This is a genomic window from Streptomyces sp. NBC_00247 (assembly GCF_036188265.1).
In the GTDB taxonomy this organism is placed as follows: domain Bacteria; phylum Actinomycetota; class Actinomycetes; order Streptomycetales; family Streptomycetaceae; genus Streptomyces.
Genome location: NZ_CP108093.1, coordinates 4,381,850 through 4,405,584 on the forward strand (window position 1 = coordinate 4,381,850; position 23,735 = coordinate 4,405,584).

Sequence of the window (23,735 nt, forward strand, 5' to 3'; positions counted from 1 at the left end):
ATGATGTCGATTATGAAGGGACGCGTCCTTGTCGTCGACGACGACACCGCACTGGCCGAGATGCTCGGCATCGTGTTGCGTGGAGAAGGTTTTGAACCGTCGTTCGTAGCGGACGGCGACAAGGCACTTGCTGCCTTTCGGGAGGCCAAGCCGGACCTGGTGCTGCTCGACCTCATGCTGCCCGGAAGGGACGGCATCGAGGTCTGCAGGCTCATCAGGGCCGAGTCGGGCGTGCCGATCGTGATGCTCACCGCGAAGAGTGACACCGTCGACGTGGTGGTGGGCCTGGAGTCCGGGGCCGACGACTACATCGTGAAGCCGTTCAAGCCCAAGGAGCTGGTGGCCAGGATCAGGGCACGTCTGCGGAGGTCGGAGGAGCCGGCGCCCGAGCAGCTGACCATCGGTGACCTGGTCATCGACGTCGCCGGGCACTCCGTCAAACGGGAAGGGCAGTCCATCGCCCTGACCCCGCTCGAGTTCGACCTGCTGGTCGCGCTCGCGCGTAAGCCGTGGCAGGTCTTCACCCGTGAGGTCCTGCTGGAGCAGGTGTGGGGTTACCGGCACGCCGCGGACACCCGTCTGGTGAACGTGCACGTCCAGCGACTCCGTTCCAAGGTCGAGAGGGACCCCGAGCGGCCCGAGATCGTCGTCACCGTGCGTGGCGTCGGCTACAAGGCCGGACCGAGCTGACATGACCCGAGGCAGCACCGCTCCTGGCCCCGGGGAGCCCGGAGCCCCCGAGGAGCGGGCTGCCGGACCAGGGCGTTCCCGTCTCTCCCGGGGTGTCCGGTCGCTCACCGACCGGACACCCGGAGGGCCGTTCCCGCGTCTTCTGCTGCGCTGGTCGCGGCGACCGCTGCTGCCCGCCCTGCGGGTGTGGCGCCGCAATCTCCAGCTGCGGGTCGTCGCGGGCACTCTGCTGATGTCGCTCGGCGTCGTGCTCCTGCTCGGCTTCGTCGTCATCGGGCAGGTGCGCAACGGCCTGCTCGACGCCAAGGGCAAGGCCGCCCAGACCCAGGCCGCCGGCGGGTTCGCCGCGGCCCAGGCGAAGGCCAACGAGCCCCTCACACCCGGCCGCGAGGACGGCACCGACGGCATGTCGGCCAACACCTCCTGGCGGACCGACCTCGTCGACCAACTGGCCAGCGGCGGCGCCAACGCCTTCAACGTGGTGGCGCTCAGCCCGGACTCCGTGAGCCGCGGCACCGCCAGCCGGGCGCCCCGCGGGTCGGGCAGCGTGGAGGCGTCGAGCGTCCCGGACCGGCTGCGCGAGGCGGTCGACAAGGGACCGGGGGCGTTCCAGACGTACTCCCTGATCCGTTACTCGTACGGCAAGGAGTCGCAGCCCGGCCTCGTCGTGGGCAAGCGGCTCTACGACATCGACCACAACCCCTACGAGCTGTACTACCTCTTCCCGCTCACGCAGGAGGAGAAGTCCCTGGCGCTGGTCAAGACGACGCTGGCCACCGCCGGGCTCTTCGTCGTGGTCCTGCTCTGCGCCATCGCCTGGTTCGTGGTGCGCCAGGTCGTCACGCCCGTACGGATGGCGGCCGGAATCGCCGAGCGGCTTTCGGCCGGGCGGCTCCAGGAGCGGATGAAGGTCACCGGCGAGGACGACATCGCCCGGCTCGGTGAGGCCTTCAACAAGATGGCCCAGAACCTCCAGCTGAAGATCCAGCAGCTGGAGGAGCTGTCCCGGATGCAGCGCCGTTTCGTCTCGGACGTCTCGCACGAGCTGCGCACCCCGCTCACCACCGTGCGCATGGCGGCCGACGTCATCCACGAGGCGCGGGTGGACTTCGACCCGATCACCGGCCGTGCCGCCGAACTGCTCGGCGATCAGCTCGACCGGTTCGAGTCCCTCCTGTCCGACCTGCTGGAGATCAGCCGGTTCGACGCGGGGGCGGCGGCGCTGGACGCCGAGCCGATCGATCTGCGCTCCGTCGTCCGCCGGGTGATCGGAGGCGCCGAACCCCTGGCGGAGCGGAAGGGCACCCGCATCCGGGTGGTCGGCGACGAACAGCCGGTCGTGGCCGAGGCGGACCCCCGGCGGGTCGAGCGCGTCCTGCGCAACCTCGTGGTCAACGCCGTCGAGCACGGTGAGGGCCGGGACGTCGTCGTGCGGATGGGCGCTGCCCAGGGTGCCGTCGCCGTCGCGGTGCGCGACTACGGCGTCGGGCTGAAGCCCGGCGAGGCGACGCGCGTCTTCAACCGGTTCTGGCGGGCCGACCCGGCCCGCGCCCGCACGACCGGGGGCACCGGTCTCGGACTGTCCATCGCCGTCGAGGACGCCCGGCTGCACGGCGGCTGGCTCCAGGCGTGGGGCGAGCCGGGCGGCGGCTCCCAGTTCCGGCTCACCCTTCCCCGTACGGCGGACGAGCCGCTGCGTGGGTCCCCGATACCCCTGGAGCCCGAGGACTCGCGGCGCAACGTCGCGGACCGCCGGCGTTCCGGTGCGGTGGACGCCGGCTCCGACGTCGACGGCCGGCACCGGGTGATGGCCGTGCCCCACCAGCCCAGCTCCTCCGACCGTGCCACGCTCTCCGTGCCCGCCGGGCCCGGCCCTTCACGGCAGGCACCCGCCTCGGTCCACCCCGCGGCGCTGCCCGGCAGCGGCGCGCGGGTGGTGGCCCGTCCGGGTTCCGCCCCCGCCGCCCCCGCACCGCAGATCCCCGAGCAGTCCCAGGAGCGGAGCCCGGACCGGTTCCCGGACCAGGAGGACACCCGACGTGGGTACTGACCGTCGTCACGACGGCCGCCGCCGCGGAACCGCGCGGACGACCGCGGTACTCGGCCTCGGCGTCCTGCTGCTCGCCGGATGCGGGTCCATGCCGGTGGTCGGGGACGTCAAGTCCGTCGACGCCTCCCAGGCCGGCGACGCTCAGGTGCAGGTCTACGCGGTGCCGCCGCGCGACGGCGCGGAGCCGGGCGAAGTGGTCGACGGCTTCCTGGAGTCGATGACCAGCGACGACCCCTCCTTCCGGACGACCCGCACCTATCTGACCCAGGACGCGGCCCGCACCTGGCGCCCGGCCGCCGGCACCACCGTGCTCGCCAAGGCGCCGAACCGGAACGCTCCCACCCTCCGGGGCCCGGAGCCCGACGCGACGGACACCACGTACACCCTCAGCGGCCAGAAGGTGGCGGAGGTCGACGCGCAGAGCTCGTACCAGCCGATCGCGCCCGCCGACTACGTGCAGAGCCTGCACCTGGTGCGCGAGAAGAGCGCGGACGGCAAGCAGGAGTGGCGGATCAGCTCGGTGCCGGACGGCCTGGTGCTCGGGCAGTCCGACTTCAAGCGGCTCTACCGTTCCGTCAACACCTACTACTTCGCGGCCGGTACGTCGGACGGTCCCGCCGCGCTGGTCGCCGACCCCGTCTACGTACGCAACCGGACCGACCCCGTGACGCGGATGGACGCCACCACGCAGACGGTGCGGACCCTCCTCGACGGGCCGACCGACTGGCTGCGGCCCGTGGTCGATTCCAGCTTCCCCGCGGGTACGTCGCTGCAGAAGGGCGTCACCTCGCTGGCGCCCGACGACCAGAACGTCCTCAAGGTGCCGCTCAACAAGAAGGCCGCCGGCACCGGCCGGGCCGCCTGCCGGAAAATGGCCGCCCAGGTGCTCTTCACCCTGCGGGACCTGACGTCCGCCCGCGTCGAGCGGGTGGAGCTGGAGAGCGGACAGAAGGTGCTCTGCTCGCTGGGCGCCGAGGAGGCGTCCGAGTTCGCCGCCGACCGCGGCTCCGGCGCCCCAGTCGGCCAGTACTTCGTCGACGACGGAAAGGTGCAGCGGATTCCCGGCCCTACCAAGGGCGCCGGCGACCCCGTGCCGGTGATCGGACCGTTCGGCGACGGCACCCCGCGGATGAGCGCCGTCGGTGTCTCCCGCGACGAGGAGAAGGCGGCCGGGGTGACGGAGGACCGGTCACGGTTGTACGTGGCGTCGATCGTCGAGAAGAGCGAGCTGCCCGCGGAAGCCCCGGTCGTCAGCCGTGCGGCGTCCGCCGGGGACCGTCTGTCGGCGCCGAGCTGGGACGGGCGGGGCGATCTCTGGGTCGCCGACCGCGACCCGGACGACCCCCGGCTGCTCAGACTGGCCGGAGGCGAGGGCACTCCTCTGGAGGTCGCGGTCCCGGGCCTCGGCGGTGAGCGGATCGAGGCGCTCCGGATGTCGGCGGACGGCGTGCGGATCGCGCTGCTCGTGGGCGAGGAAGGCCACCGGACGCTGAAGATCGGCCGGGTCGAGAGGGCCGGTTCCGGCGAGGCGCAGGAGGTCTCCGTGCAGGACCTGCGCCAGGCCGCTCCGCAGCTGACCGACGTCACCGCGGTCTCCTGGTCAGGACGAGGCCGGCTGGTCGTCGTCGGCAAGGAGGAGGGCGGGGTCCAGCAGGTGCGCTACGTGCAGGCGGACGGGTCCACGTCGTCCTCCGAGGTGCTGCCCGGCGTCAACCAGGTGGAGTCGATCGCCGCGGCCGACGACGAACTCCTGCCGCTGATGGCGGACACCATGAGCGACGGCATCGTGAAGTTGTCGCCCGGCGACAACTGGCAGACCGTGCTGAAGAAGGGCACCTCGCTGGTCTACCCGGGCTGAGCCCGGCCCCGGGCCCGCGGCCCGCGCTCGTCCGTCGCCGCAGTCCGCCGCGTCCGTCCGTCGCCGTAGTCCGTCGCGTCCGTGCTTCGTCCGTCGCCGCAGTCCGCCGCGTCCGTGCTTCGTCCGTCGCCGTAGTCCGTCGCGCCCGTGCTCGTCCGGCCGGTCCGTGCGGCCTCGCGGCGTTGTCCACAGGGGTGGCGCTGTCGCGGGGCGGCCGGGCAGGGTGGTGCGGTGCGGGAGTGGTGGCGGGAGTTCGCCGGACTGGTGCTGCCGGTGGCCTGCGGAGGCTGCGGCAGGCCGCGTACGGAGCTGTGCGCGGGGTGCGGCGACGCGCTGGGCGGGGAGCCGCGCCGGGTGCGGCCCTCGCCCGAGCCGCCCGGCCTGCCGGCGGTGCACGCCGGTGCCCCGTACGAGAACGCCGTGCGCGCGCTTCTGCTGGCACACAAGGAGCGCGGCGCCCTGACCCTCGCGAGGCCCCTCGGCGGCGCGCTCGCGGCCGCCGTACGGGCCGGGCAGGCGCGGTCCGGGGAAGGCGGTCCCCTGCTGCTCGTGCCCGTACCCTCGGCCCGCCGGGCCACCGCCGCGCGCGGGCACGATCCGGTGCGCCGGATCGCCCTGGCGGCGAGCGCCGCGCTGCGGCGGTCGGGCACCCCGGCGCGGGTCCTTCCCGTCCTCCGGCAGCGGCGCCGGGTAGCCGACCAGGCGGGGCTCCGGGCGGCCCAGCGGCGGGCCAATCTCGCGGGCGCGCTGGAGGCGGTTCCCGGCTCCGAACGGCTCCTCGCGGACGGCCGGGTGGTGCTGGTGGACGACCTGATGACGACGGGGGCGACGCTGGCGGAGGCGGCCCGTGCGGTCGGGCCGGCCCTGCCCCGGACGGGGGCGTACCGGCACCTCCGGGCAGCGGTGGTCGCAGCTTCTCCCTCTGCATTCGAAATAAACCGGAACTGACAGAAAAGTTTGATCTCCGCAGGTGGTGGAGGGGCAAAGGGACCTGAACGGAGGTACGCGTGAGTAGCGGGTGCCGAGAAGGCGGTGGGCACGCTATGTTCGGTGGTGAGGAATGGTGAATCCCAGGCCTCGACGAATGCACCACCGGGTTTCGGGCAGGCCCGCATCCGGAGTTCAGCTGTCAGAAGATCGGCGGGATGGTGAACCCGCCGGTGGGCAGGAGGAGGTGGAAGGTCACCGAGTCCAAGGCTCCGGAAAGCGCTGGAGCCTGGTGCAAAAGGGAGGCGCTCCGCCACCGTTGCGGAGCGATCCGGGAACGGAGTTCTGCGTGGACATCGTCGTCAAGGGCCGCAAGACCGAGGTGCCCGAGCGGTTCCGCAAGCACGTGGCCGAGAAGCTGAAGCTGGACAAGATCCAGAAGTTTGATGGCAAGGTCATCAGCCTCGACGTGGAGGTGTCCAAGGAGCCGAATCCCCGTCAGGCCGACCGTTCCGACCGGGTGGAGATCACGCTCCGCTCGCGGGGCCCGGTCATCCGGGCCGAAGCGGCCGCGGGCGACGCGTACGCGGCGCTGGACCTGGCCACCGGCAAGCTGGAGGCGCGGCTGCGCAAGCAGCACGACAAGCGCTACAGCCGCCGCGGCAACGGCCGTCTGTCGGCCGCCGAGGTCGCCGACGTGGTGCCGGGCACGGCCGCGTTCGACGAGGACGGCGAGCTGGTCAACGAACAGCTGGCCGAAGAGGTGCCCACCACGAGGATCGGTTCGCTGGAGGTACAGGGCGACGGTCCGCTGGTGATGCGCGAGAAGACGCACGTGGCGGCCCCGATGCTGCTCGACCAGGCGCTCTACGAGATGGAACTGGTAGGCCACGACTTCTACTTGTTCGTCGACGCGGAGACCAAGGAGCCCAGCGTCGTCTACCGGCGGCACGCCTACGACTACGGCGTCATCCACCTGAGGACCGACCCTCTCGCCTCCGACGAAGCCGGTGGCGCGGGCGGTGCGCTCGGCGGCTGACGATCCGTCTTCGCGGTGCCCCTGGAGTGCGTACGCGCCCCCGGGGGCACCGGCGTGCGACCACGGGACCCCCGCTCCGGCGGCCGGGCATGAAAGCATGGTCCCCCGAGCCAATCGGTATGCGGTGCAGTGCCGTTGGCGACCGTGTGTGATTTCAGGCCGTGGCCTTCAGGGGGAGGAACGATGGCGGACACCTTCGGGCCCGTGCGCGACACGAATGTTTCCGGAGAAGCTGCCCGTACCCGAGCCGGCGCGGACGAGGACGCCTCGCCCCGCAAGGAACCCATCAGGGTCCTGGTGGTGGACGACCACGCGCTCTTCCGCAGAGGACTGGAGATCGTGCTTCAGCAGGAGGAGGACATCCAGGTCGTCGGTGAGGCGGGGGACGGCGCTGAGGCGGTCGACAAGGCGGCCGACCTGCTGCCCGACATCGTGCTGATGGACGTGCGGATGCCCAAGCGCGGCGGCATCGAGGCGTGCACCGCCATCAAGGAGGTGGCCCCCAGCGCGAAGATCATCATGCTGACGATCAGCGACGAGGAGGCCGACCTCTACGACGCGATCAAAGCCGGCGCCACCGGATATCTGCTCAAGGAGATCTCCACCGACGAGGTGTCCACCGCGATCCGGGCGGTCGCCGACGGGCAGTCCCAGATCAGCCCGTCGATGGCGTCGAAACTCCTCACCGAGTTCAAATCGATGATCCAGCGCACCGACGACCGGCGACTTCTTCCGGCGCCCCGGCTCACCGACCGTGAACTCGAAGTCCTGAAACTCGTGGCCACCGGCAGGAACAACCGCGACATCGCCAAGCAGTTGTTCATTTCCGAGAACACGGTCAAGAACCACGTGCGCAATATCCTGGAGAAGCTCCAGCTCCACTCCCGGATGGAAGCCGTGGTCTATGCCATGCGGGAGAAGATCCTGGAGATCCGGTGAACCCTGGGGCTGTCCCTCGGGAGCGCCGACCCGGGGCAGCCCTTCGGTGTCCCGTCACCGGCGGGCGGCGGAGACCGCCACCCCGACCGCCGCGGCCAGCGGCTCCCGCAGCCCGGGGGTGTCGACCCGCTCCAGCCGCACGTCCGTGCAGCCGACCCAGGAGGCCGCCTCCACGAGCGCCTCGGCCATCGGCGCCACCGCCTTGGGGCTCGCCAGGGACACCTGACGGGCGACCAGCGTGGTGCCCTCGCGGGCCGGGTCGACGCGGCCCTGGAGCCGCCCGCCGGCGAGCAGGGGCATGGCGAAGTAGCCGTGCAGTCGCTTGGGCTTCGGGGTGTACGCCTCCAGGCGGTGGGTGAACCCGAAGATCCGCTCGGTGCGCGCGCGTTCCCAGATCAGGGAGTCGAACGGCGACAGCAGCGTCGTGCGGTGGCGTCCGCGCGGTTCGGCGGTCAGCGCTTCCGGATCGGCCCAGGCGGGCTTTCCCCAGCCCTCCACCGTCACCGGTACGAGACCGGAGGCGGCGACCGCGGTGTCGAAGTGCTCGGCCTTCAGCCGGTGGTAGTCCGCGAGATCGGAACGCGTACCGACCCCGAGCGAACGGCCCGCCAGCGCGACCAGCCGGCGCCGGCACTCCTCGTCGGTCAGGTCGTCGTGCAGGAAGCGGTCCGGGATCGCCCGCTCGGCGAGGTCGTAGACGCGCTTCCAGCCCCGGCGCTCGGTGCAGACCACCTCGCCGTACATCAGGGCGCGCTCGACCGCCACCTTGGTCGCGGACCAGTCCCACCACTCGCCGCCGTTCTTCGCACCGCCGAGCTGCGTCGCGGTGAGCGGGCCCTCGGCGCGCAGCTGCGCGATCACGGTGTCGTACGTGCCGGCGGGCAGCTCGTGGTGCCACTGCGGGCGGTTCCGGTAGGCCCGGCGGCGGAAGGCGAAGTGCGGCCACTCCTCGACCGGCAGCACGCACGCGGCGTGCGACCAGTACTCGAAGGCGCGGCCACCCGACCAGTACGCCTCCTCCACCGCCTTGCGGCCGATCCCGCCGAGCCGGGCGTAGGGAACGAGCTCGTGGGACCGTGCCAGCACCGAGATGGTGTCGAGCTGGACGGCTCCGAGGTGACGCAGCACCCCGGGCACTCCGGCGCGGCGGTCGGGCGCTCCCAGGAATCCCTGGGCGCGCAGCGCGATCCGGCGGGCCTGATCGGCGGAGAGTTCGACCACGGGGGGCTGCACGGGCGGCTCGGGCGTCATGGAGGCACCTTAAGGGGCGGCACCGACAGCGACCGGGGGAAACGAACGGGTGTCCGAGCGGGTGAGGGGCGCGCCCGTCCCGGGCCCGGGACGCCCCCTCGGACAGGGCACGGGACGCTACCCGGACCGGCCCGTCCCGGTCCGAAGCGCTTCAGCCGGTCCGCCCCCGGGACGGCAGGTACGCGGCGGACCCCGGCAGATGGGCCTCCGGGTCGGGCAGCCCGGTCCCGACGAGCCGCAGGCCGAGGCCCGAGGGGATGCGCCCGGGGCCGGACGCGGGGAGCCCCAGGTCCGCCGGGAAGAGCGACGCGCTCCAGAGGGCGCGGGGCGCGCCGCCCCCGGCGGTCGTACCGTCGTCGCCGCCCTCGGACCCGCCGTCGCCGCCCCCGGCGGTCGTACCGTCGTCGCCGTCGCCGCCGGAAGCGGGGCCGACGGGTCCGAGGGCGGCGGCCGCGTGGGCGGTCGCGTCCTCCAGCCGGAACCCGGCGCGCAGGGCGACCGCCCGGGACGCCACGTTGCCCGCCTCGGCCCACCACTCCAGCCGGACCGCCCCCAGCACGGAGAACGCCCAGCGCGCCAGGCGGACCACCCCCTCCGTTCCGTACCCCTGTCCGCGGTGCTCGCGGGCCAGCCAGAAGCCGACCTCGTACGTGCCGGGGGACGGGCGGGGGACGAGGCCGAGGGCGCCCGCCAGCGCGCCGGACCGCTCCACCACCGCGAAGTGGTAGCCGGAATCGTCCCGCCAGCCCGCCGGGGCGATGGTGCCCGCGAAGAGTTCCGCGTCGGAGCGCAGGTACGGCGACGGGATCTCCGTCCAGCGGAGGATCTCGGGGTCCTGGCAGGCGAGGTGCACCGCGTCCGTGTCCCCGGGGGTGAAGGGACGGAGCAGCAGGCGAAGGGAGGTGAGGGTGGTCGGCTCCATGGCCGCATTCTGGTGACCGCGGGGCCGGTCCGGGAGCACTTTCCGGGCTTCCCGGCACCTTCCAGGCCCTTCGGCCGTTGTCCTGGAAGGCGCGGTGAGGTCCACCCAGGGGCAGCCCTCCCGGCGCGGCGGTGTCCTCGCTTACGATGGCCGTTGCGGTGGGGCCCACCTGCCGTGCCCGCGCCAGAGTCCGTCAAACGACCCAGTGCCAGGCCCGACCGGCAAGGAGACCAGCCTCAGTGTCCGTCTTCAACAAGCTCATGCGTGCAGGCGAAGGCAAGATCCTGCGCAAACTGCACCGCATCGCGGACCAGGTCAGCTCCATCGAAGAGGACTTCGTCAACCTCTCCGACGCCGAGCTGCGGGCGCTCACCGACGAGTACAAGACCCGGTACGCGGACGGCGAGAGCCTGGACGACCTGCTCCCCGAGGCGTTCGCCACCGTCCGTGAGGCCGCCAAGCGCGTCCTCGGACAGCGCCACTACGACGTCCAGATGATGGGCGGCGCCGCCCTGCACCTCGGGTACGTCGCCGAGATGAAGACCGGTGAGGGCAAGACCCTCGTCGGCACCCTGCCCACGTACCTCAACGCGATCTCCGGCAAGGGCGTCCACCTGATCACGGTCAACGACTACCTGGCCGAGCGCGACTCCGAGCTGATGGGCCGGGTCCACAAGTTCCTCGGTCTCACCGTCGGGTGCATCGTCGCGAACATGACCCCGGCGCAGCGCCGCGAGCAGTACGCCTGCGACATCACGTACGGCACGAACAACGAGTTCGGCTTCGACTACCTCCGCGACAACATGGCGTGGTCGCAGGAGGAACTCGTGCAGCGCGGCCACAACTTCGCGGTGGTCGACGAGGTCGACTCGATCCTCGTCGACGAGGCGCGTACCCCGCTGATCATCTCGGGTCCGGCCGACCAGGCCACCAAGTGGTACGGCGACTTCGCCAAGTTGGTCACCCGGCTCACCAAGGGCGAGGCGGGCAACCAGCTCAAGGGCATCGAGGAGACCGGCGACTACGAGGTCGACGAGAAGAAGCGGACCGTGGCCATCCACGAGCCCGGCGTCGCCAAGGTCGAGGACTGGCTCGGGATCGACAACCTCTACGAGTCCGTCAACACGCCTCTCGTCGGGTACCTCAACAACGCCATCAAGGCGAAGGAACTCTTCAAGAAGGACAAGGACTACGTCGTCATCGACGGCGAAGTCATGATCGTCGACGAGCACACCGGCCGTATCCTCGCCGGGCGCCGCTACAACGAGGGCATGCACCAGGCGATCGAGGCGAAGGAAGGGGTGGACATCAAGGACGAGAACCAGACCCTCGCCACGATCACCCTGCAGAACTTCTTCCGCCTCTACAGCAAGCTCTCCGGCATGACCGGTACGGCCATGACCGAGGCCGCCGAGTTCCACCAGATCTACAAGCTGGGCGTCGTGCCGATCCCGACGAACCGGCCGATGGTCCGCCTCGACCAGTCCGACCTGATCTACCGCACCGAGGTGGCCAAGTTCGCCGCCGTCGTCGACGACATCGCGGAGAAGCACGAGAAGGGGCAGCCGATCCTGGTCGGCACCACCTCGGTCGAGAAGTCCGAGTACCTCTCGCAGCAGCTCTCCAAGCGCGGTGTCCAGCACGAGGTGCTCAACGCCAAGCAGCACGACCGTGAGGCGACCATCGTCGCCCAGGCCGGCCGCAAGGGTGCCGTCACCGTCGCGACGAACATGGCCGGCCGAGGCACCGACATCAAGCTCGGCGGCAACCCCGACGACCTCGCCGAGGCGGAGCTGCGCCAGCGCGGCCTCGACCCGGTCGAGCACGTCGAGGAGTGGGCCGCCGCCCTGCCCGCCGCGCTGGAGAAGGCCGAACTCGCGGTGAAGGCGGAGTTCGAGGAGGTCAAGGACCTCGGCGGGCTGTACGTCCTGGGCACCGAGCGCCACGAGTCGCGCCGTATCGACAACCAGCTGCGCGGTCGTTCCGGCCGTCAGGGAGACCCGGGCGAGTCCCGCTTCTACCTCTCGCTGGGCGACGACCTGATGCGCCTGTTCAAGGCGCAGATGGTGGAGCGCGTGATGTCGATGGCGAACGTCCCCGACGACGTGCCGATCGAGAACAAGATGGTCACCCGCGCCATCGCCTCCGCGCAGTCCCAGGTCGAGCAGCAGAACTTCGAGACGCGTAAGAACGTCCTGAAGTACGACGAGGTGCTCAACCGTCAGCGCGAGGTCATCTACGGCGAGCGTCGTCGCGTCCTGGAGGGCGAGGACCTCCAGGACCAGATCCGTCACTTCATGGACGACACGATCGACGACTACATCCGCCAGGAGACCGCCGAGGGCTTCGCTGAGGAGTGGGACCTCGACCGGCTGTGGGGCGCCTTCAAGCAGCTCTACCCGGTGAAGGTCACCGTGGAGGAGCTGGAGGAAGCGGCCGGCGACCTCGCCGGTGTCACGGCGGACTTCATCGCCGAGTCCGTCAAGGACGACATCCACGCGCAGTACGAGGAGCGCGAGAACTCCCTCGGTTCCGAGATCATGCGCGAGCTGGAGCGCCGCGTGGTCCTCTCGGTCCTCGACCGCAAGTGGCGCGAGCACCTCTACGAGATGGACTACCTCCAGGAGGGCATCGGCCTCCGTGCCATGGCGCAGAAGGACCCGCTGGTCGAGTACCAGCGCGAAGGGTTCGACATGTTCAACGCCATGATGGAGGGCATCAAGGAGGAGTCGGTCGGCTACCTCTTCAACCTTGAGGTCCAGGTCGAGCAGCAGGTCGAGGAAGTCCCGGTCAAGGACGACGCCGAGCAGCCCTCGCTCGCCAAGGAAGGTGCCGCTGTCGCACCCGCCGCCCGGCCGGAGATCCGCGCCAAGGGTCTCGAAGCCCCGCAGCGCCCCGACCGCCTGCACTTCTCCGCCCCCACGGTGGACGGCGAAGGCGGCGTCGTGGAGGGCGAGTTCGCCGACAGCGCCCCCGAGGGTGACGGCCTGACCCGCGCCGAGCGCCGCAAGGCGCAGAAGAGCGCGGGCGGCGGCGGGCGTCGCCGCAAGAAGTAGTCGGCGGCAGCCGGGGACGGCTGCGGTACGCACCGGCGGGGCCGGGATCTCCACGGAGCTCCCGGCCCCGCCGTCTTTCCGTCCCCGCCCTCGCCGCCGCGCGGGCCGCGGGCCGTCGGGCCCGCGGCGTGTACCGGGTCGGGGCCGGTCGGGCGGTCGTGCCCCACCTGTGGCGCGTGCCGGGTCGGGCCGTCCCCTGCCGTCGCGCCCGCCGTCGTGCCCTTCCCGCGCACCGGACTCAGGCCGGCAGGCGCTCGCCACCGAGTTCCACCGCCGCGCAGCGCCAGCGCAGATCGGCGCCCTGCTCCAGCCGGAACGCCATGGCGTGCACCCGGCCGCCGCCCCAGATGCTCGCGAACGCCTCGACCACGCCGGTCGCGGGCTGCGCGCCGTAGCACCCGCGCAGTACGGGGCTGTCGCCCCAGACGGCGCGCAGCGGGGCGCCGGGGGCCAGCTCGGCGAGCTGGTCGTACGCCTCGCCCACCGTGTGGCCGAGCATCCAGTGGACCGGGCGGCGCCCGCTGAGCACGGCGAGCAGCCGTTCCGCGAACCAGTGGTGCGGGCGCACCGGCCCCCGCGCCGGGAGCGGGCCGCGCCGCGCCGGGACGGTGCCGGGCCGGCGCTGGTCGCGGCGGCCCGCGGGCCTGCCGCCCGCCGGGCGGGAGGTGCCGCGCTGTTCGGGACGAGTGCGGCGGTCCGCGCGTAAGGTCCTGGTCCGGTCCGTGCTCATGGTCATCGCCCCCGTGTGAGGCCGCCCGTTCACAGCGGGCGGCGACGTTGCGTTGCGCCTCTTCTACGGGGAGTCGCGACGGGGCCGCAAGGAACGCCGGAGCCGTCCGGGACGTACGGCACGGATCACCTATCCGGGTGAGGGAGCGGCCGGGCGCCCGAGGAGCGCGCTGACGGCCGAGCCCCGGGGGCCGTCCGGGAGTGGGCGCCCGGCACGCCCCGAAGGGGGACCGCCGACGTATCCTGAGGGCGTCTGTCGACTACGAAAGCGGCCAAGCCATGCGCGTGTACGTCCCCCTGACCCTCTCCGGTCTCGCCGCGGCGCACGGGGCGGGCGAGTTGGGCCCCGGACCGCTGACCGCCTACGCCGTGACCCCCGGGCTGCGCGAGTGGTACGTCTCCGACGACATCGAGGAGCTGGAGTACGCGGCGCTCAGCCGGGCCGCCGCCGCCTCGCTCCGGCTGATCGCCGCCCTGCCCGAGGAGCCGCGCCGCCGGGTCGTCGTCGCGTTCGACGTACCGGACGGCGACGCCCTCGGCGACCCCGACGGGGGCCTGGACCCCGACTCGGTCGGCGAGGTGCGCCTCGCCTCGGCCGTGCCGCTCGCCAAGGCGGCGGCGGTGCACGTGGACTCCGACGACGCCGAGAAGGACGTGACGGCCGCCGCCGCCGCCCTGGGCGCCGCCGACCACGGCGACGACGACGCGCGGTTCACCGTGGACGGCGCGGAGGACCACGAGCTCCTCTGGTTCGGCGTGCAGGAGATCCCGCAGCTGCTCGGCTGAGGGCCGGGCGGCCGAGGGTCGCCCCGGACCGGTCACGGGCGGCCCTCCCGGTTGTCGGACCCGCCGAGTACGGTCTTTCCCATGGCGAAGCACGGCGAGAACCGCACACACCTGGTCTGGGACTGGAACGGCACGCTGCTCGACGACATCCACGCCGTCGTCGGGGCGACCAATTCGGCCTTCGCCGAGGTGGGGCTCGCGCCGATCACGGTCGAGCGGTACCGCTCGACGTACTGCGTGCCCATACCGCTCTTCTACGAGCGGCTGCTGGGCCGGACACCGAACGACGCCGAATGGCAGCGGATGGACGTCGTCTTCCACGACGCCTACGCCGAACTCCGTGCGGCCTGCCTCCTCACCGACGGCGCCGCCGAGCTGCTCGCGGGCTGGCGGCGGGACGGCCGCAGCCAGTCGCTGCTGAGCATGCACGGCCACGAGCAGCTGATCCCCACCGTGCGCGGGTACGGCATCGAGGAGCACTTCGTCCGGGTCGACGGGCGCACCGGGCCCTCGGGCGGCAGCAAGGCGCTCCACATGGAGCGTCACTTCGCCGCGCTCGGCACGGTCGCCCCGGAGCACGCGGTGGTCATCGGGGACGCGGTGGACGACGCCGTGGCCGCCGCGCACGTCGGCGCCCGGGTGGTGCTCTTCACCGGGGGCTCGCACGACCGGGCCGCCCTGGAGGCGGCCGGGGTGCCGGTCGTGGACAGCCTGGCCGAAGCGGTGGCGCTGGCGGAGGCCATGGCGCTCTGAGGCGCCCCGGTCCGAGGCCGCGCCCGCGACCGAGGCGGCCCCCGTTCGAGGCTGTCCGGACCCGAGGCCGCCCGGCACCGGGCGGCGTCGGAACCGGGCGGGTGTCTCAGGCGACCGGTGCCTTCGCGCGCAGCACCTTGAGGAACTCGCGCATCCACGCCGAGTGGTCCGGCCAGGCGCGTGAGGAGACGAGGGTGCCGTCGACCACCGCCTCCGCGTCCTGGAAGGCGGCCCCCGCCGTCCGCATGTCCGGTTCCAGCGCCGGATAGGCAGTCACCTCGCGCCCGTCGAGGCTGCCCGTCGCGGCGGTGATCAGCGGGCCGTGGCAGATCTGCGCGACCGGCCGGGCGTCCTCGAAGAAGGCGGCGACGATCGCCTTCAGGTCGGCGTTGTTGCGGAGGTACTCCGGTGCCCGGCCGCCGGGGATCACCAGGGCGGCGTAGTCGCCGGGCACCACCTCGGAGAACGCGAGGTCGGCCGGCCAGGTGTAGCCGGGCTTCTCGGTGTAGGTGTCGAAGCCGGGCTCGAAATCGTGGACCACGAAGCGGAGGGTCTTGCGTTCGGGGGCGGCGATGTCGACCTCGTACCCCTCCTCGCGCAGGCGCTGGTACGGGTAGAGGACCTCCAGCGACTCGGCCGCGTCGCCGGTGACGAGCAGGATCTTCGGTGCCATGAGTGGGCCCCCAGGGTTCGTGGGTCGGCCGGGTGCGGGCGCGCGCCGGGCCGTGTGCGGCGGGGACCAGCCTGCACCGGCCGGGGGCGTACGCCAAGAGGGCGCGCCTTCTCCGCGAGCGGGCCCATCGCTGTACGAACTGTCCAAAACGAAGGTCTCCGTTTGTACACATACGGTTCATGACGGCCACCCGTCGGGGCGAGATAGCCTTGTGCTCGTGATCAGCGCGATACGCCTCGGGGGCATTGACGCCCCCGGCCCGGTCCCGGAGTGCACCCGCACCCGGGCCTTCCGTGATCGCCGTCACCCCGACCCACGGCTGAATATCGCCGATTTGGTCCCGGGTATCTCTCATCGCGGCATAGCGTCGACTACGACCGGATACCCCGCGTCGTGGCGTTGTGCCGCTTTTCTCACCTACGTCACGCAATGGCGCGCGACAGGAGCCAGAGGACATGCAGACCAAGCTGGACGAAGCCAAGGCCGAGCTGCTCGCACGGGCCGCCGAGGTAGCTGACAACAGCCCGGGCGGTGGTGCCGGCGGCCCGGGGGGTACCCCCCGGGTGCGCGTCGCCACGGCCGGCACGGACGGGGACGAGCGGTCCGGCCGGGACATGCTCCTCTCCTACCTCCAGCGCTACTACTTGCACACCGCCCCGGAGGACCTGAGCGGCCGGGACCCGGTGGACGTCTTCGGTGCCGCCGCCTCGCACTACCGGCTGGCCGAGAACCGCCCCCAGGGCACGGCCAACGTCCGGGTGCACACCCCGACCGTGGAGGAGAACGGCTGGACCTCCAGCCACTCCGTGGTCGAGGTCGTCACCGACGACATGCCGTTCCTCGTCGACTCCGTCACCAACGAACTGTCCCGCCAGAACCGGGGCATCCACCTGGTCATCCACCCTCAGGTCCTGGTGCGCCGCGACGTCACCGGCAAGCTGCTGGAGGTCCTGACCGGCGGATCCGGCGTCCCCCGGGTCCCCCGGAGCAAGGGCCGCGAGGACGCCGGCACCGCCGGGGCGGCACTCCCGCACGACGTCCTCGTCGAGTCCTGGATCCACGTGGAGACCGACCGCGAGACCGACCGCGAGGACCTCAAGGCGATCACCGCCGACCTGCTGCGCGTCCTGTCCGACGTACGGGAGACCGTCGAGGACTGGGACAAGATGCGCGCCGCCGCGCTGCGCATCGCGGACGGCCTGGGCGACGAGCCCACCGACGACCTCCCCGCCGAGGAGATCGAGGAGGCCGGCGAGCTGCTGCGCTGGCTCGCCGCCGACCACTTCACCTTCCTCGGATACCGCGAGTACTCGCTGAAGAACGGCGACTCGCTGGCCGCCGTGCCCGGCACCGGTCTCGGCATCCTGCGCTCCGACCCGAAGCACCACGAGGACGAGGCGCACCCCGTCAGCCCCTCCTTCGACCGGCTGCCCGCCGACGCCCGCGCCAAGGCCCGCGAGCACAAGCTGCTCATCCTGACCAAGGCCAACAGCCGCTCCACGGTCCACCGCCCGAGCTACCTCGACTACGTCGGCGTGAAGAAGTTCGACGCCGAGGGCAACGTCGTCGGCGAGCGCCGCTTCCTCGGCCTCTTCTCGTCCGCCGCCTACACCGAGTCGGTGCGCCGGGTCCCGGTCGTCCGCCGCAAGGTCGCCGAGGTGCTGGAGGGCGCGGGCTTCTCGGACAACAGCCACGACGGCCGCGACCTGCTCCAGATCCTGGAGACCTACCCGCGCGACGACATGTTCCAGACGCCGACCGATCAGCTCCGCTCGATCGTCACCTCGGTGCTCTACCTCCAGGAACGCCGCCGGCTGAGGCTCTACCTGCGCCAGGACGAGTACGGCCGCTACTACTCCGCCCTCGTCTACCTGCCGCGCGACCGCTACACCACCGGCGTGCGGCTGAGGCTGATCGACATCCTCAAGGAAGAACTCGGCGGCACCAGCGTCGACTTCACCGCCTGGAACACCGAGTCGATCCTGTCCCGGCTGCACTTCGTCGTCCGGGTCGCCCCCGGCACCGAACTGCCGCACCTGACCGACGCCGACACCGACCACATCGAGGCACGTCTCGTCGAGGCCGCCCGCTCCTGGGCAGACGGCTTCCAGGAGGCCCTGAACGCCGAATGCGGCGAGGAGCGCGCCGCCGAACTGCTGCGCCGCTACGCCCGTTCCTTCCCCGAGGGCTACAAGGCCGACCACTCGCCGCGCGCCGCCGTGGCCGACCTGGTCCACCTCGAAGCGCTCAAGGCGGGCGAGAAGGACTTCGCGCTCAGCCTGTACGAGCCGGTCGGCGCACTGCCCGGCGAGCGCCGCTTCAAGATCTACCGGACCGGCGAGCCCGTCTCGCTCTCCGCCGTTCTCCCGGCGCTCCAGCGCCTGGGCGTGGAGGTCGTCGACGAGCGCCCGTACGAGCTGCGCTGCGCGGACCGGACGACCGGCTGGATCTACGACTTCGGGCTGCGGATGCCCACGGGCAACGGCGACCACCTCGCCGACGACGCCCGCGAACGCTTCCAGCAGGCCTTCGCCGCCGTCTGGACCGGCGCCGCCGAGAACGACGGCTTCAACTCCCTCGTGCTACGCGCCGGACTCGACTGGCGGCAGGCGATGGTGCTCCGCGCCTACGCGAAGTACCTGCGCCAGGCGGGTTCGACCTTCAGCCAGGACTACATGGAGGACACCCTCCGCGACAACGTCCACACCACCCGGCTGCTCGTCTCCCTCTTCGAGGCCCGGATGTCGCCCGCCCGCCAGAACGCCGGGCGCGAGCTGACCGACGGACTGCTCGAAGAGCTCGACGGCGCGCTGGACCAGGTGGCCTCGCTCGACGAGGACCGCATCCTGCGCTCCTTCCTCACCGTCATCAAGGCGACCCTGCGGACCAACTTCTTCCAGCGCGCCGACGACGGCGAGCCGCACGGCTACGTCTCGATGAAGTTCGACCCCCAGGCCATCCCCGACCTGCCGGCCCCGCGCCCCGCCTTCGAGATCTGGGTGTACTCGCCCCGCGTCGAGGGCGTCCACCTGCGCTTCGGCAAGGTCGCCCGCGGCGGACTGCGCTGGTCCGACCGGCGCGAGGACTTCCGTACCGAGGTCCTCGGCCTGGTCAAGGCGCAGATGGTGAAGAACACCGTGATCGTGCCGGTGGGCGCCAAGGGCGGGTTCGTCGCCAAGCAGCTCCCGGACCCGGCGCTGGACCGGGACGCCTGGCTCGCGGAGGGCATCGCCGCGTACCGCGTCTTCGTCTCGGCGCTGCTCGACATCACCGACAACCTGGTGGCCGGCGAGACGGTGCCGCCCGTCGACGTGGTCCGCCACGACGAGGACGACACCTACCTCGTGGTCGCCGCCGACAAGGGCACCGCGAGCTTCTCCGACATCGCCAACGAGGTCGCCGTCGCGTACAACTTCTGGCTCGGCGACGCCTTCGCCTCCGGCGGTTCGGCCGGGTACGACCACAAGGGCATGGGCATCACCGCGCGCGGCGCCTGGGAGTCCGTCAAGCGGCACTTCCGCGCGCTGGGCCACGACACCCAGACCGAGGACTTCACCGTCGTCGGCGTCGGCGACATGTCCGGCGACGTGTTCGGCAACGGCATGCTGCTCTCCGAGAACATCCGGCTGGTCGCGGCCTTCGACCACCGGCACATCTTCCTCGACCCGACCCCGGACGCCGCCGTCTCCTACGCCGAGCGGCGCCGGCTCTTCGAGCTGCCCCGCAGCTCATGGGCCGACTACGAGACCGGACTGCTCTCGGCGGGCGGCGGCGTCCACCCCCGTTCCGCGAAGTCCATCCCGGTCAACGCGCACGTCCGCGAGGCCCTCGGCATCGAGGCGGGCATCACCAAGATGACCCCCGCCGACCTGATGAAGGCCATCCTGAGGGCGCCCGTCGACCTGCTGTGGAACGGCGGCATCGGCACCTACGTCAAGTCCTCCGCCGAGACCGACGCCGACGTCGGCGACAAGGCCAACGACGCGATCCGGGTCAACGGCCAGGAACTGCGGGCCAAGGTCGTCGGCGAGGGCGGCAACCTCGGCGCCACCCAGCTCGGCCGCATCGAGTTCGCCCGGTCCGGCGGCAAGATCAACACCGACGCGATCGACAACAGCGCCGGCGTGGACACCTCCGACCACGAGGTGAACATCAAGATCCTGCTCAACGGGCTGGTCCGGGACGGCGACATGACCGTCAAGCAGCGCAACAAGCTGCTCGCCGAGATGACCGACGAGGTCGGCTCGCTCGTGCTGCGCAACAACTACGCGCAGAACGTCGCGCTCACCAACGCCACCGCCCAGGCCACCGACCTGCTCCACGCCCACCAGCGCTCGATGCGCCGGCTGGAGTCCTCGGGCGGGCTGGACCGCGCGCTGGAATTCCTCCCCGCCGACCGGCAGATCCGCGAACTCCTCACCGCGGGCAAGGGGCTCAGCCAGCCGGAACTCGCCGTACTCCTCGCCTACACCAAGATCACGGCCGCCGACGAGCTGATCCGCACCAGCCTCCCGGACGACCCGTACCTCCAGCGCCTCGCGCACGCCTACTTCCCGAAGCAGCTGCGCGAACGCTTCCCCGAGTCGATCGACGGCCACGCGCTGCGCCGCGAGATCATCACCACGGTGCTGGTCAACGACACGGTGAACACCGGCGGTTCCACCTTCCTGCACCGCTTCCGCGAGGAGACCGGCGCCTCGGTGGAGGAGATCGTGCGGGCGCAGGCCGCGGCCCGCGAGATCTTCGGCCTGAGCCAGGTCTGGGACGCCGTCGAGGCACTCGACAACCAGGTCGACGCCGGGGTGCAGACCCGTATCCGGCTGCACTCCCGCCGCCTGGTGGAGCGCGGCACCCGCTGGCTGCTGGGCAACCGCCCGCAGCCGGTGGACATCGAGGCCACCGTCGCCTTCTTCGAGGACCGGGTCGCCGAGGTGTGGGCCGCGATGCCCAAGCTGCTGCGGGGCACCGACCAGGAGTGGTACCAGCAGATCCTGGACGAGCTCACCGAGGCGGACGTGCCCGAGGAGCTGGCCCAGCGGGTCGCCGGGTTCTCCTCGGCCTTCCCGGCACTCGACATCGTGGCCATCGCGGACCGTACGGGCAAGGAGCCGCTGGCCGTCGCCGAGGTCTACTACGACCTCGCCGACCGGCTGCGGATCACCGCGCTGATGGACCGGATCATCGAGCTGCCGCGCGCCGACCGCTGGCAGTCCATGGCCCGCGCCTCCATCCGTGAGGACCTGTACGCGGCCCACGCGGCGCTCACCGCCGACGTGCTGGCCGTCGGGGCCGACGGCGCCACGCCGGAGGAGCGGTTCAAGGCGTGGGAGGAGAAGAACGCGGCGATCCTCTCCCGGTCGCGCTCGACCCTGGAGGAGATCCAGAGCTCCGACGCCTTCGACCTGGCGAACCTGTCGGTCGCGATGCGGACGATGCGGACGCTGCTGCGCACGCACGCCTGACGCGGTGAAGGGGGGCTCCGGGCCGTAAGCCCGGAGCCCCCCTTCGTACGCCCCCGCGCGGGGACTACTTCTTGGTGAACCGCTCGTACGCGGCGACGACGTCCTTCGCCGGGCCGTCCATCCGCAGGACGCCCGCCTCCAGCCAGATCGCCCGGTCGCAGGTCTCCAGGATCGACTTGTTGCTGTGGCTGACCAGGAAGACCGTGCCGGCCTCCTTGCGGAGTTCCTTGATCCGGTCCTTGCTCCGGTTCTGGAACTTGGCGTCACCGGTGGAGAGCGCCTCGTCGATCAGCAGCACGTCGTGGCTCTTGGCCGCCGCGATGGAGAACCGCAGCCGGGCGCCCATGCCGGAGGAGTACGTCCGCATCGGCAGGGTGATGAAGTCGCCCTTCTCGTTGATGCCGGAGAAGGAGACGATGGAGTCGTACCGCTCGCGGATCTCCTGGCGGGACATGCCCATCGCCAGCCCGCCCAGTACGACGTTCCGCTCGCCGGTGAGGTCGCTCATCAGCGCCGCGTTCACGCCGAGCAGCGAGGGCTGGCCCTGCGTGTGGACCTTGCCCTTCGTCGCCGGGAGCAGCCCGGCGATGGCCTTGAGCAGAGTGGACTTGCCGGAGCCGTTCGAGCCGATGAGGCCGATCGCCTCGCCCTTGTACGCGGCGAAGCTGACGCCCTTGACGGCGTGCACCTCGCGCACGCCCGGGCTCTGGCGGCGGGTGATGATCCGGCTGAGCGCCGAGGTCGCACTGCCCCGGCCGCCCTTGGCGCCGTTGACCTTGTAGGTGATGTGCACGTCGTCGACGACGACGGTGGGCTCCCGCTCCGCGGTCGTGTCAGCCACGTCCGTACCTCTCTTCGGCCTTCCAGAAGAACACGAAGCCGCCGACGGCACAGAGCAGTGCCCACGCCGTGGCCACCGCCCATACGTGCGGAGGCAGCTGATCGCCGGTGAAACTGTCGATCAGGGCGAACCGCATCAGGTCGATGTAGACGGCCGCCGGGTTGCAGTCCAGCGCGACGACGACCCAGTGCGGGACCCGGTCCGCGGTGAGGAGGGAGTCGAGGCTCCACATCACGCCGGACGCGTACATCCAGGTGCGCAGCAGGAACGGCATGAGCTGCGCGACGTCCGGGGTCTTCGCGGTGATCCGCGCCACGAACATCGAGACGCCGGTGTTGAACAGCGCCTGGAGAGTGAGGGCGGGAATCGCGAGCAGCCAGGCCGGGCCGGGGTACTGCCCGAAGACGAGCAGGATCAGCACGAGCGCGCCGAGCGAGAACAGCAGCTGCTGGAGCTGCTGCAGGGCGAGCGCGACCGGCAGCGAGGCGCGCGGGAAGTGCAGGGCCCGCACCAGCCCGATGTTGCCGCTGATCGCGCGGGTGCCCGCCGTGATCGAGCTGGAGGTGAAGGTCCAGATGAAGACACCCGTGACGAGGAACGGCACGAAGTCGGCGACCCCGTGCTTGGTGTTCATCAGGATGCCGAAGATGAAGTAGTACACCGCGGCGTTGAGCAGCGGCGTCATGATCTGCCAGATCTGGCCGAGCTTCGCCTGGCTGTACTGCGCCGTCAGCTTGGCCGTGGCGAACGCCACGATGAAGTGCCGACGCCCCCAGAGCTGAGCGATGTACGACGCGAGGGAGGGGCGGGCGCCGCTGACGGTGAGGCCGTGGCGGGCGGCGAGCGCCGCCAGCTCGCCCGGTGCGTAGACCGGGGCGAGTGCGGCGGGATCGGTTTCGGCCGGCCCTGGGGTCGGCGGAGCTGCTGTCTGGCTCACCACGATCGCTTTCGACGGAGGCTGGGAACAGGCGTTGAAGGGTGGAACAGAACAGGCGCTGCGGGCGGGAAACAGGCGTTGAACTGCGGGACAACCCCTGAACAACGATAGGACGGGACCGTTTCGTCGCCACGCTGAGCGTAAATCGTATGTGCGTCGGGACGCAACCGTTTCGTCGTTACGGATATCCTTTAAGGCATGAGCACCGAACCCGGACCCCGGCGCCGCACCCCGGCGGGCGCCGCCGTGCTGCGCGAAGACGTGACCGACGCGATCCGCGGCGCCGTCTTCGAGGAGCTGGCCGCGGTGGGCTTCGCCCGGATGTCCATGGAGGGCATCGCGCGCCGCGCGGGCGTCGGCAAGACCGCGGTCTACCGGCGCTGGAAGTCCAAACTGCACCTGGTGCTCGACCTGGTGGCGGCCGTCGCCGAACAGGGCATGCCGATCCCCGACACCGGCTCGCTGTACGAGGACGTACGGGCGGTCCTCCAACTCGCCTCGTACGCGCTGCGCCACCCCGTCGCCTCCCAGGTGATCCCGGACCTGCTCGTGGAGGCGGCCCGGAACCCGGAGATCGCCGACACGATCAAGGCGGCGCTCCTCGACCCGCAGCAGGGTGTCGCGGCCGTCGTCGTCAGGGCGGCGGTGGCCCGGGGCGAGCTGCCGGAGGGCAGCGACCCCGACCGTGCGCTGGACCTGATCGTCGGGCCGCTGTACTGGCGGCTCGTGGTGGTCCGCGGCGGCCTGCCGAAGGGGTACCTGGACGACCTGGCGGCCTCCACGGTGGCGGCGCTCAAGCACCCGGACTCCGCCTGACGGCGG

17 protein-coding genes are annotated in these 23,735 nt (G+C 71.5%); 11 read left to right on the plus strand and 6 right to left on the minus strand.

What is annotated here, in order from left to right; all coding sequences use genetic code 11:
- The 6 genes from mtrA (at position 1) to OHT52_RS19000 (ending at position 7,503) form a co-directional block, all read left to right on the plus strand.
- Positions 1-690 carry a two-component system response regulator MtrA gene (gene mtrA, locus OHT52_RS18975; RefSeq protein WP_328721381.1) on the plus strand — a complete coding sequence of 230 codons (690 nt, stop codon included), beginning with the start codon at positions 1-3 and terminating at the stop codon, positions 688-690.
- 1 nt (position 691) lies between these two features.
- Positions 692-2,740, plus strand: coding sequence for an MtrAB system histidine kinase MtrB (mtrB, locus tag OHT52_RS18980; protein ID WP_328721382.1), 2,049 nt, complete (start codon positions 692-694; stop codon positions 2,738-2,740).
- The gene (locus tag OHT52_RS18985; RefSeq protein ID WP_443046609.1) at positions 2,730-4,598 is read left to right on the plus strand and encodes an LpqB family beta-propeller domain-containing protein; all 1,869 of its coding nucleotides are present in this window, start codon (positions 2,730-2,732) and stop codon (positions 4,596-4,598) included. Before mtrB ends, OHT52_RS18985 begins: the two co-directional genes overlap by 11 nt.
- Before the next feature lie 231 nt (positions 4,599-4,829).
- Positions 4,830-5,546: a ComF family protein gene (locus tag OHT52_RS18990; protein WP_328721383.1), complete on the plus strand. Its 717-nt coding sequence runs from the start codon at positions 4,830-4,832 to the stop codon at positions 5,544-5,546.
- Positions 5,547-5,874: 328 nt separating this feature from the next.
- A complete protein-coding gene (hpf, locus tag OHT52_RS18995) occupies positions 5,875-6,564 on the plus strand; it encodes a ribosome hibernation-promoting factor, HPF/YfiA family (protein ID WP_328721384.1) in 690 nt (229 codons plus the stop codon).
- Positions 6,565-6,747: 183 nt separating this feature from the next.
- A complete protein-coding gene (locus OHT52_RS19000) occupies positions 6,748-7,503 on the plus strand; it encodes a response regulator transcription factor (protein ID WP_328721385.1) in 756 nt (251 codons plus the stop codon).
- A 54-nt stretch (positions 7,504-7,557) separates the two neighbouring features.
- Here the strand turns inward: OHT52_RS19000 and OHT52_RS19005 are convergent, their stop codons facing one another.
- Positions 7,558-8,754 (minus strand): winged helix-turn-helix domain-containing protein, encoded by a 1,197-nt coding sequence (locus OHT52_RS19005; protein ID WP_328721386.1) that lies wholly within the window; start codon positions 8,752-8,754, stop codon positions 7,558-7,560.
- A gap of 151 nt (positions 8,755-8,905) precedes the next feature.
- Positions 8,906-9,676, minus strand: a complete 771-nt coding sequence (locus tag OHT52_RS31520) for a GNAT family N-acetyltransferase (RefSeq protein WP_443046610.1) — start codon at positions 9,674-9,676, stop codon at positions 8,906-8,908.
- 239 nt (positions 9,677-9,915) lie between these two features.
- Here OHT52_RS31520 and secA point away from each other — a divergent pair, with 239 nt between their 5' ends.
- A complete protein-coding gene (secA, locus tag OHT52_RS19015) occupies positions 9,916-12,732 on the plus strand; it encodes a preprotein translocase subunit SecA (RefSeq protein ID WP_328721387.1) in 2,817 nt (938 codons plus the stop codon).
- Positions 12,733-12,970: 238 nt separating this feature from the next.
- Here the strand turns inward: secA and OHT52_RS19020 are convergent, their stop codons facing one another.
- Positions 12,971-13,468, minus strand: coding sequence for an Rv3235 family protein (locus tag OHT52_RS19020; protein WP_328721388.1), 498 nt, complete (start codon positions 13,466-13,468; stop codon positions 12,971-12,973).
- Positions 13,469-13,740: 272 nt separating this feature from the next.
- Between OHT52_RS19020 and OHT52_RS19025 the strand changes: the two genes are divergently transcribed.
- Both OHT52_RS19025 and OHT52_RS19030 read left to right on the plus strand, forming a co-directional pair.
- Positions 13,741-14,247 carry a DUF6912 family protein gene (locus OHT52_RS19025; protein ID WP_328721389.1) on the plus strand — a complete coding sequence of 169 codons (507 nt, stop codon included), beginning with the start codon at positions 13,741-13,743 and terminating at the stop codon, positions 14,245-14,247.
- A gap of 81 nt (positions 14,248-14,328) precedes the next feature.
- Positions 14,329-15,000, plus strand: coding sequence for an HAD family hydrolase (locus OHT52_RS19030; RefSeq protein WP_328721390.1), 672 nt, complete (start codon positions 14,329-14,331; stop codon positions 14,998-15,000).
- Between the two features lie 106 nt (positions 15,001-15,106).
- Here the strand turns inward: OHT52_RS19030 and OHT52_RS19035 are convergent, their stop codons facing one another.
- On the minus strand, positions 15,107-15,673 hold the full coding sequence (locus OHT52_RS19035) for a DJ-1/PfpI family protein (RefSeq protein ID WP_328721391.1): 567 nt from the start codon (positions 15,671-15,673) through the stop codon (positions 15,107-15,109).
- A gap of 455 nt (positions 15,674-16,128) precedes the next feature.
- On the opposite strand from OHT52_RS19035, the gene OHT52_RS19040 reads away from it, so the two are divergent.
- The gene (locus tag OHT52_RS19040) at positions 16,129-21,135 is read left to right on the plus strand and encodes an NAD-glutamate dehydrogenase (RefSeq protein ID WP_328721392.1); all 5,007 of its coding nucleotides are present in this window, start codon (positions 16,129-16,131) and stop codon (positions 21,133-21,135) included.
- 64 nt (positions 21,136-21,199) lie between these two features.
- On the opposite strand, the gene OHT52_RS19045 is transcribed toward OHT52_RS19040, so the two are convergent.
- A complete protein-coding gene (locus OHT52_RS19045) occupies positions 21,200-21,976 on the minus strand; it encodes an ABC transporter ATP-binding protein (protein WP_328721393.1) in 777 nt (258 codons plus the stop codon).
- A complete protein-coding gene (locus tag OHT52_RS19050; protein ID WP_328721394.1) occupies positions 21,969-22,916 on the minus strand; it encodes an ABC transporter permease in 948 nt (315 codons plus the stop codon). Before OHT52_RS19050 ends, OHT52_RS19045 begins: the two co-directional genes overlap by 8 nt.
- Positions 22,917-23,111: 195 nt before the next feature.
- Here OHT52_RS19050 and OHT52_RS19055 point away from each other — a divergent pair, with 195 nt between their 5' ends.
- Positions 23,112-23,729: a TetR/AcrR family transcriptional regulator gene (locus OHT52_RS19055; RefSeq protein WP_328721395.1), complete on the plus strand. Its 618-nt coding sequence runs from the start codon at positions 23,112-23,114 to the stop codon at positions 23,727-23,729.
- Positions 23,730-23,735: the final 6 nt, after the last annotated feature.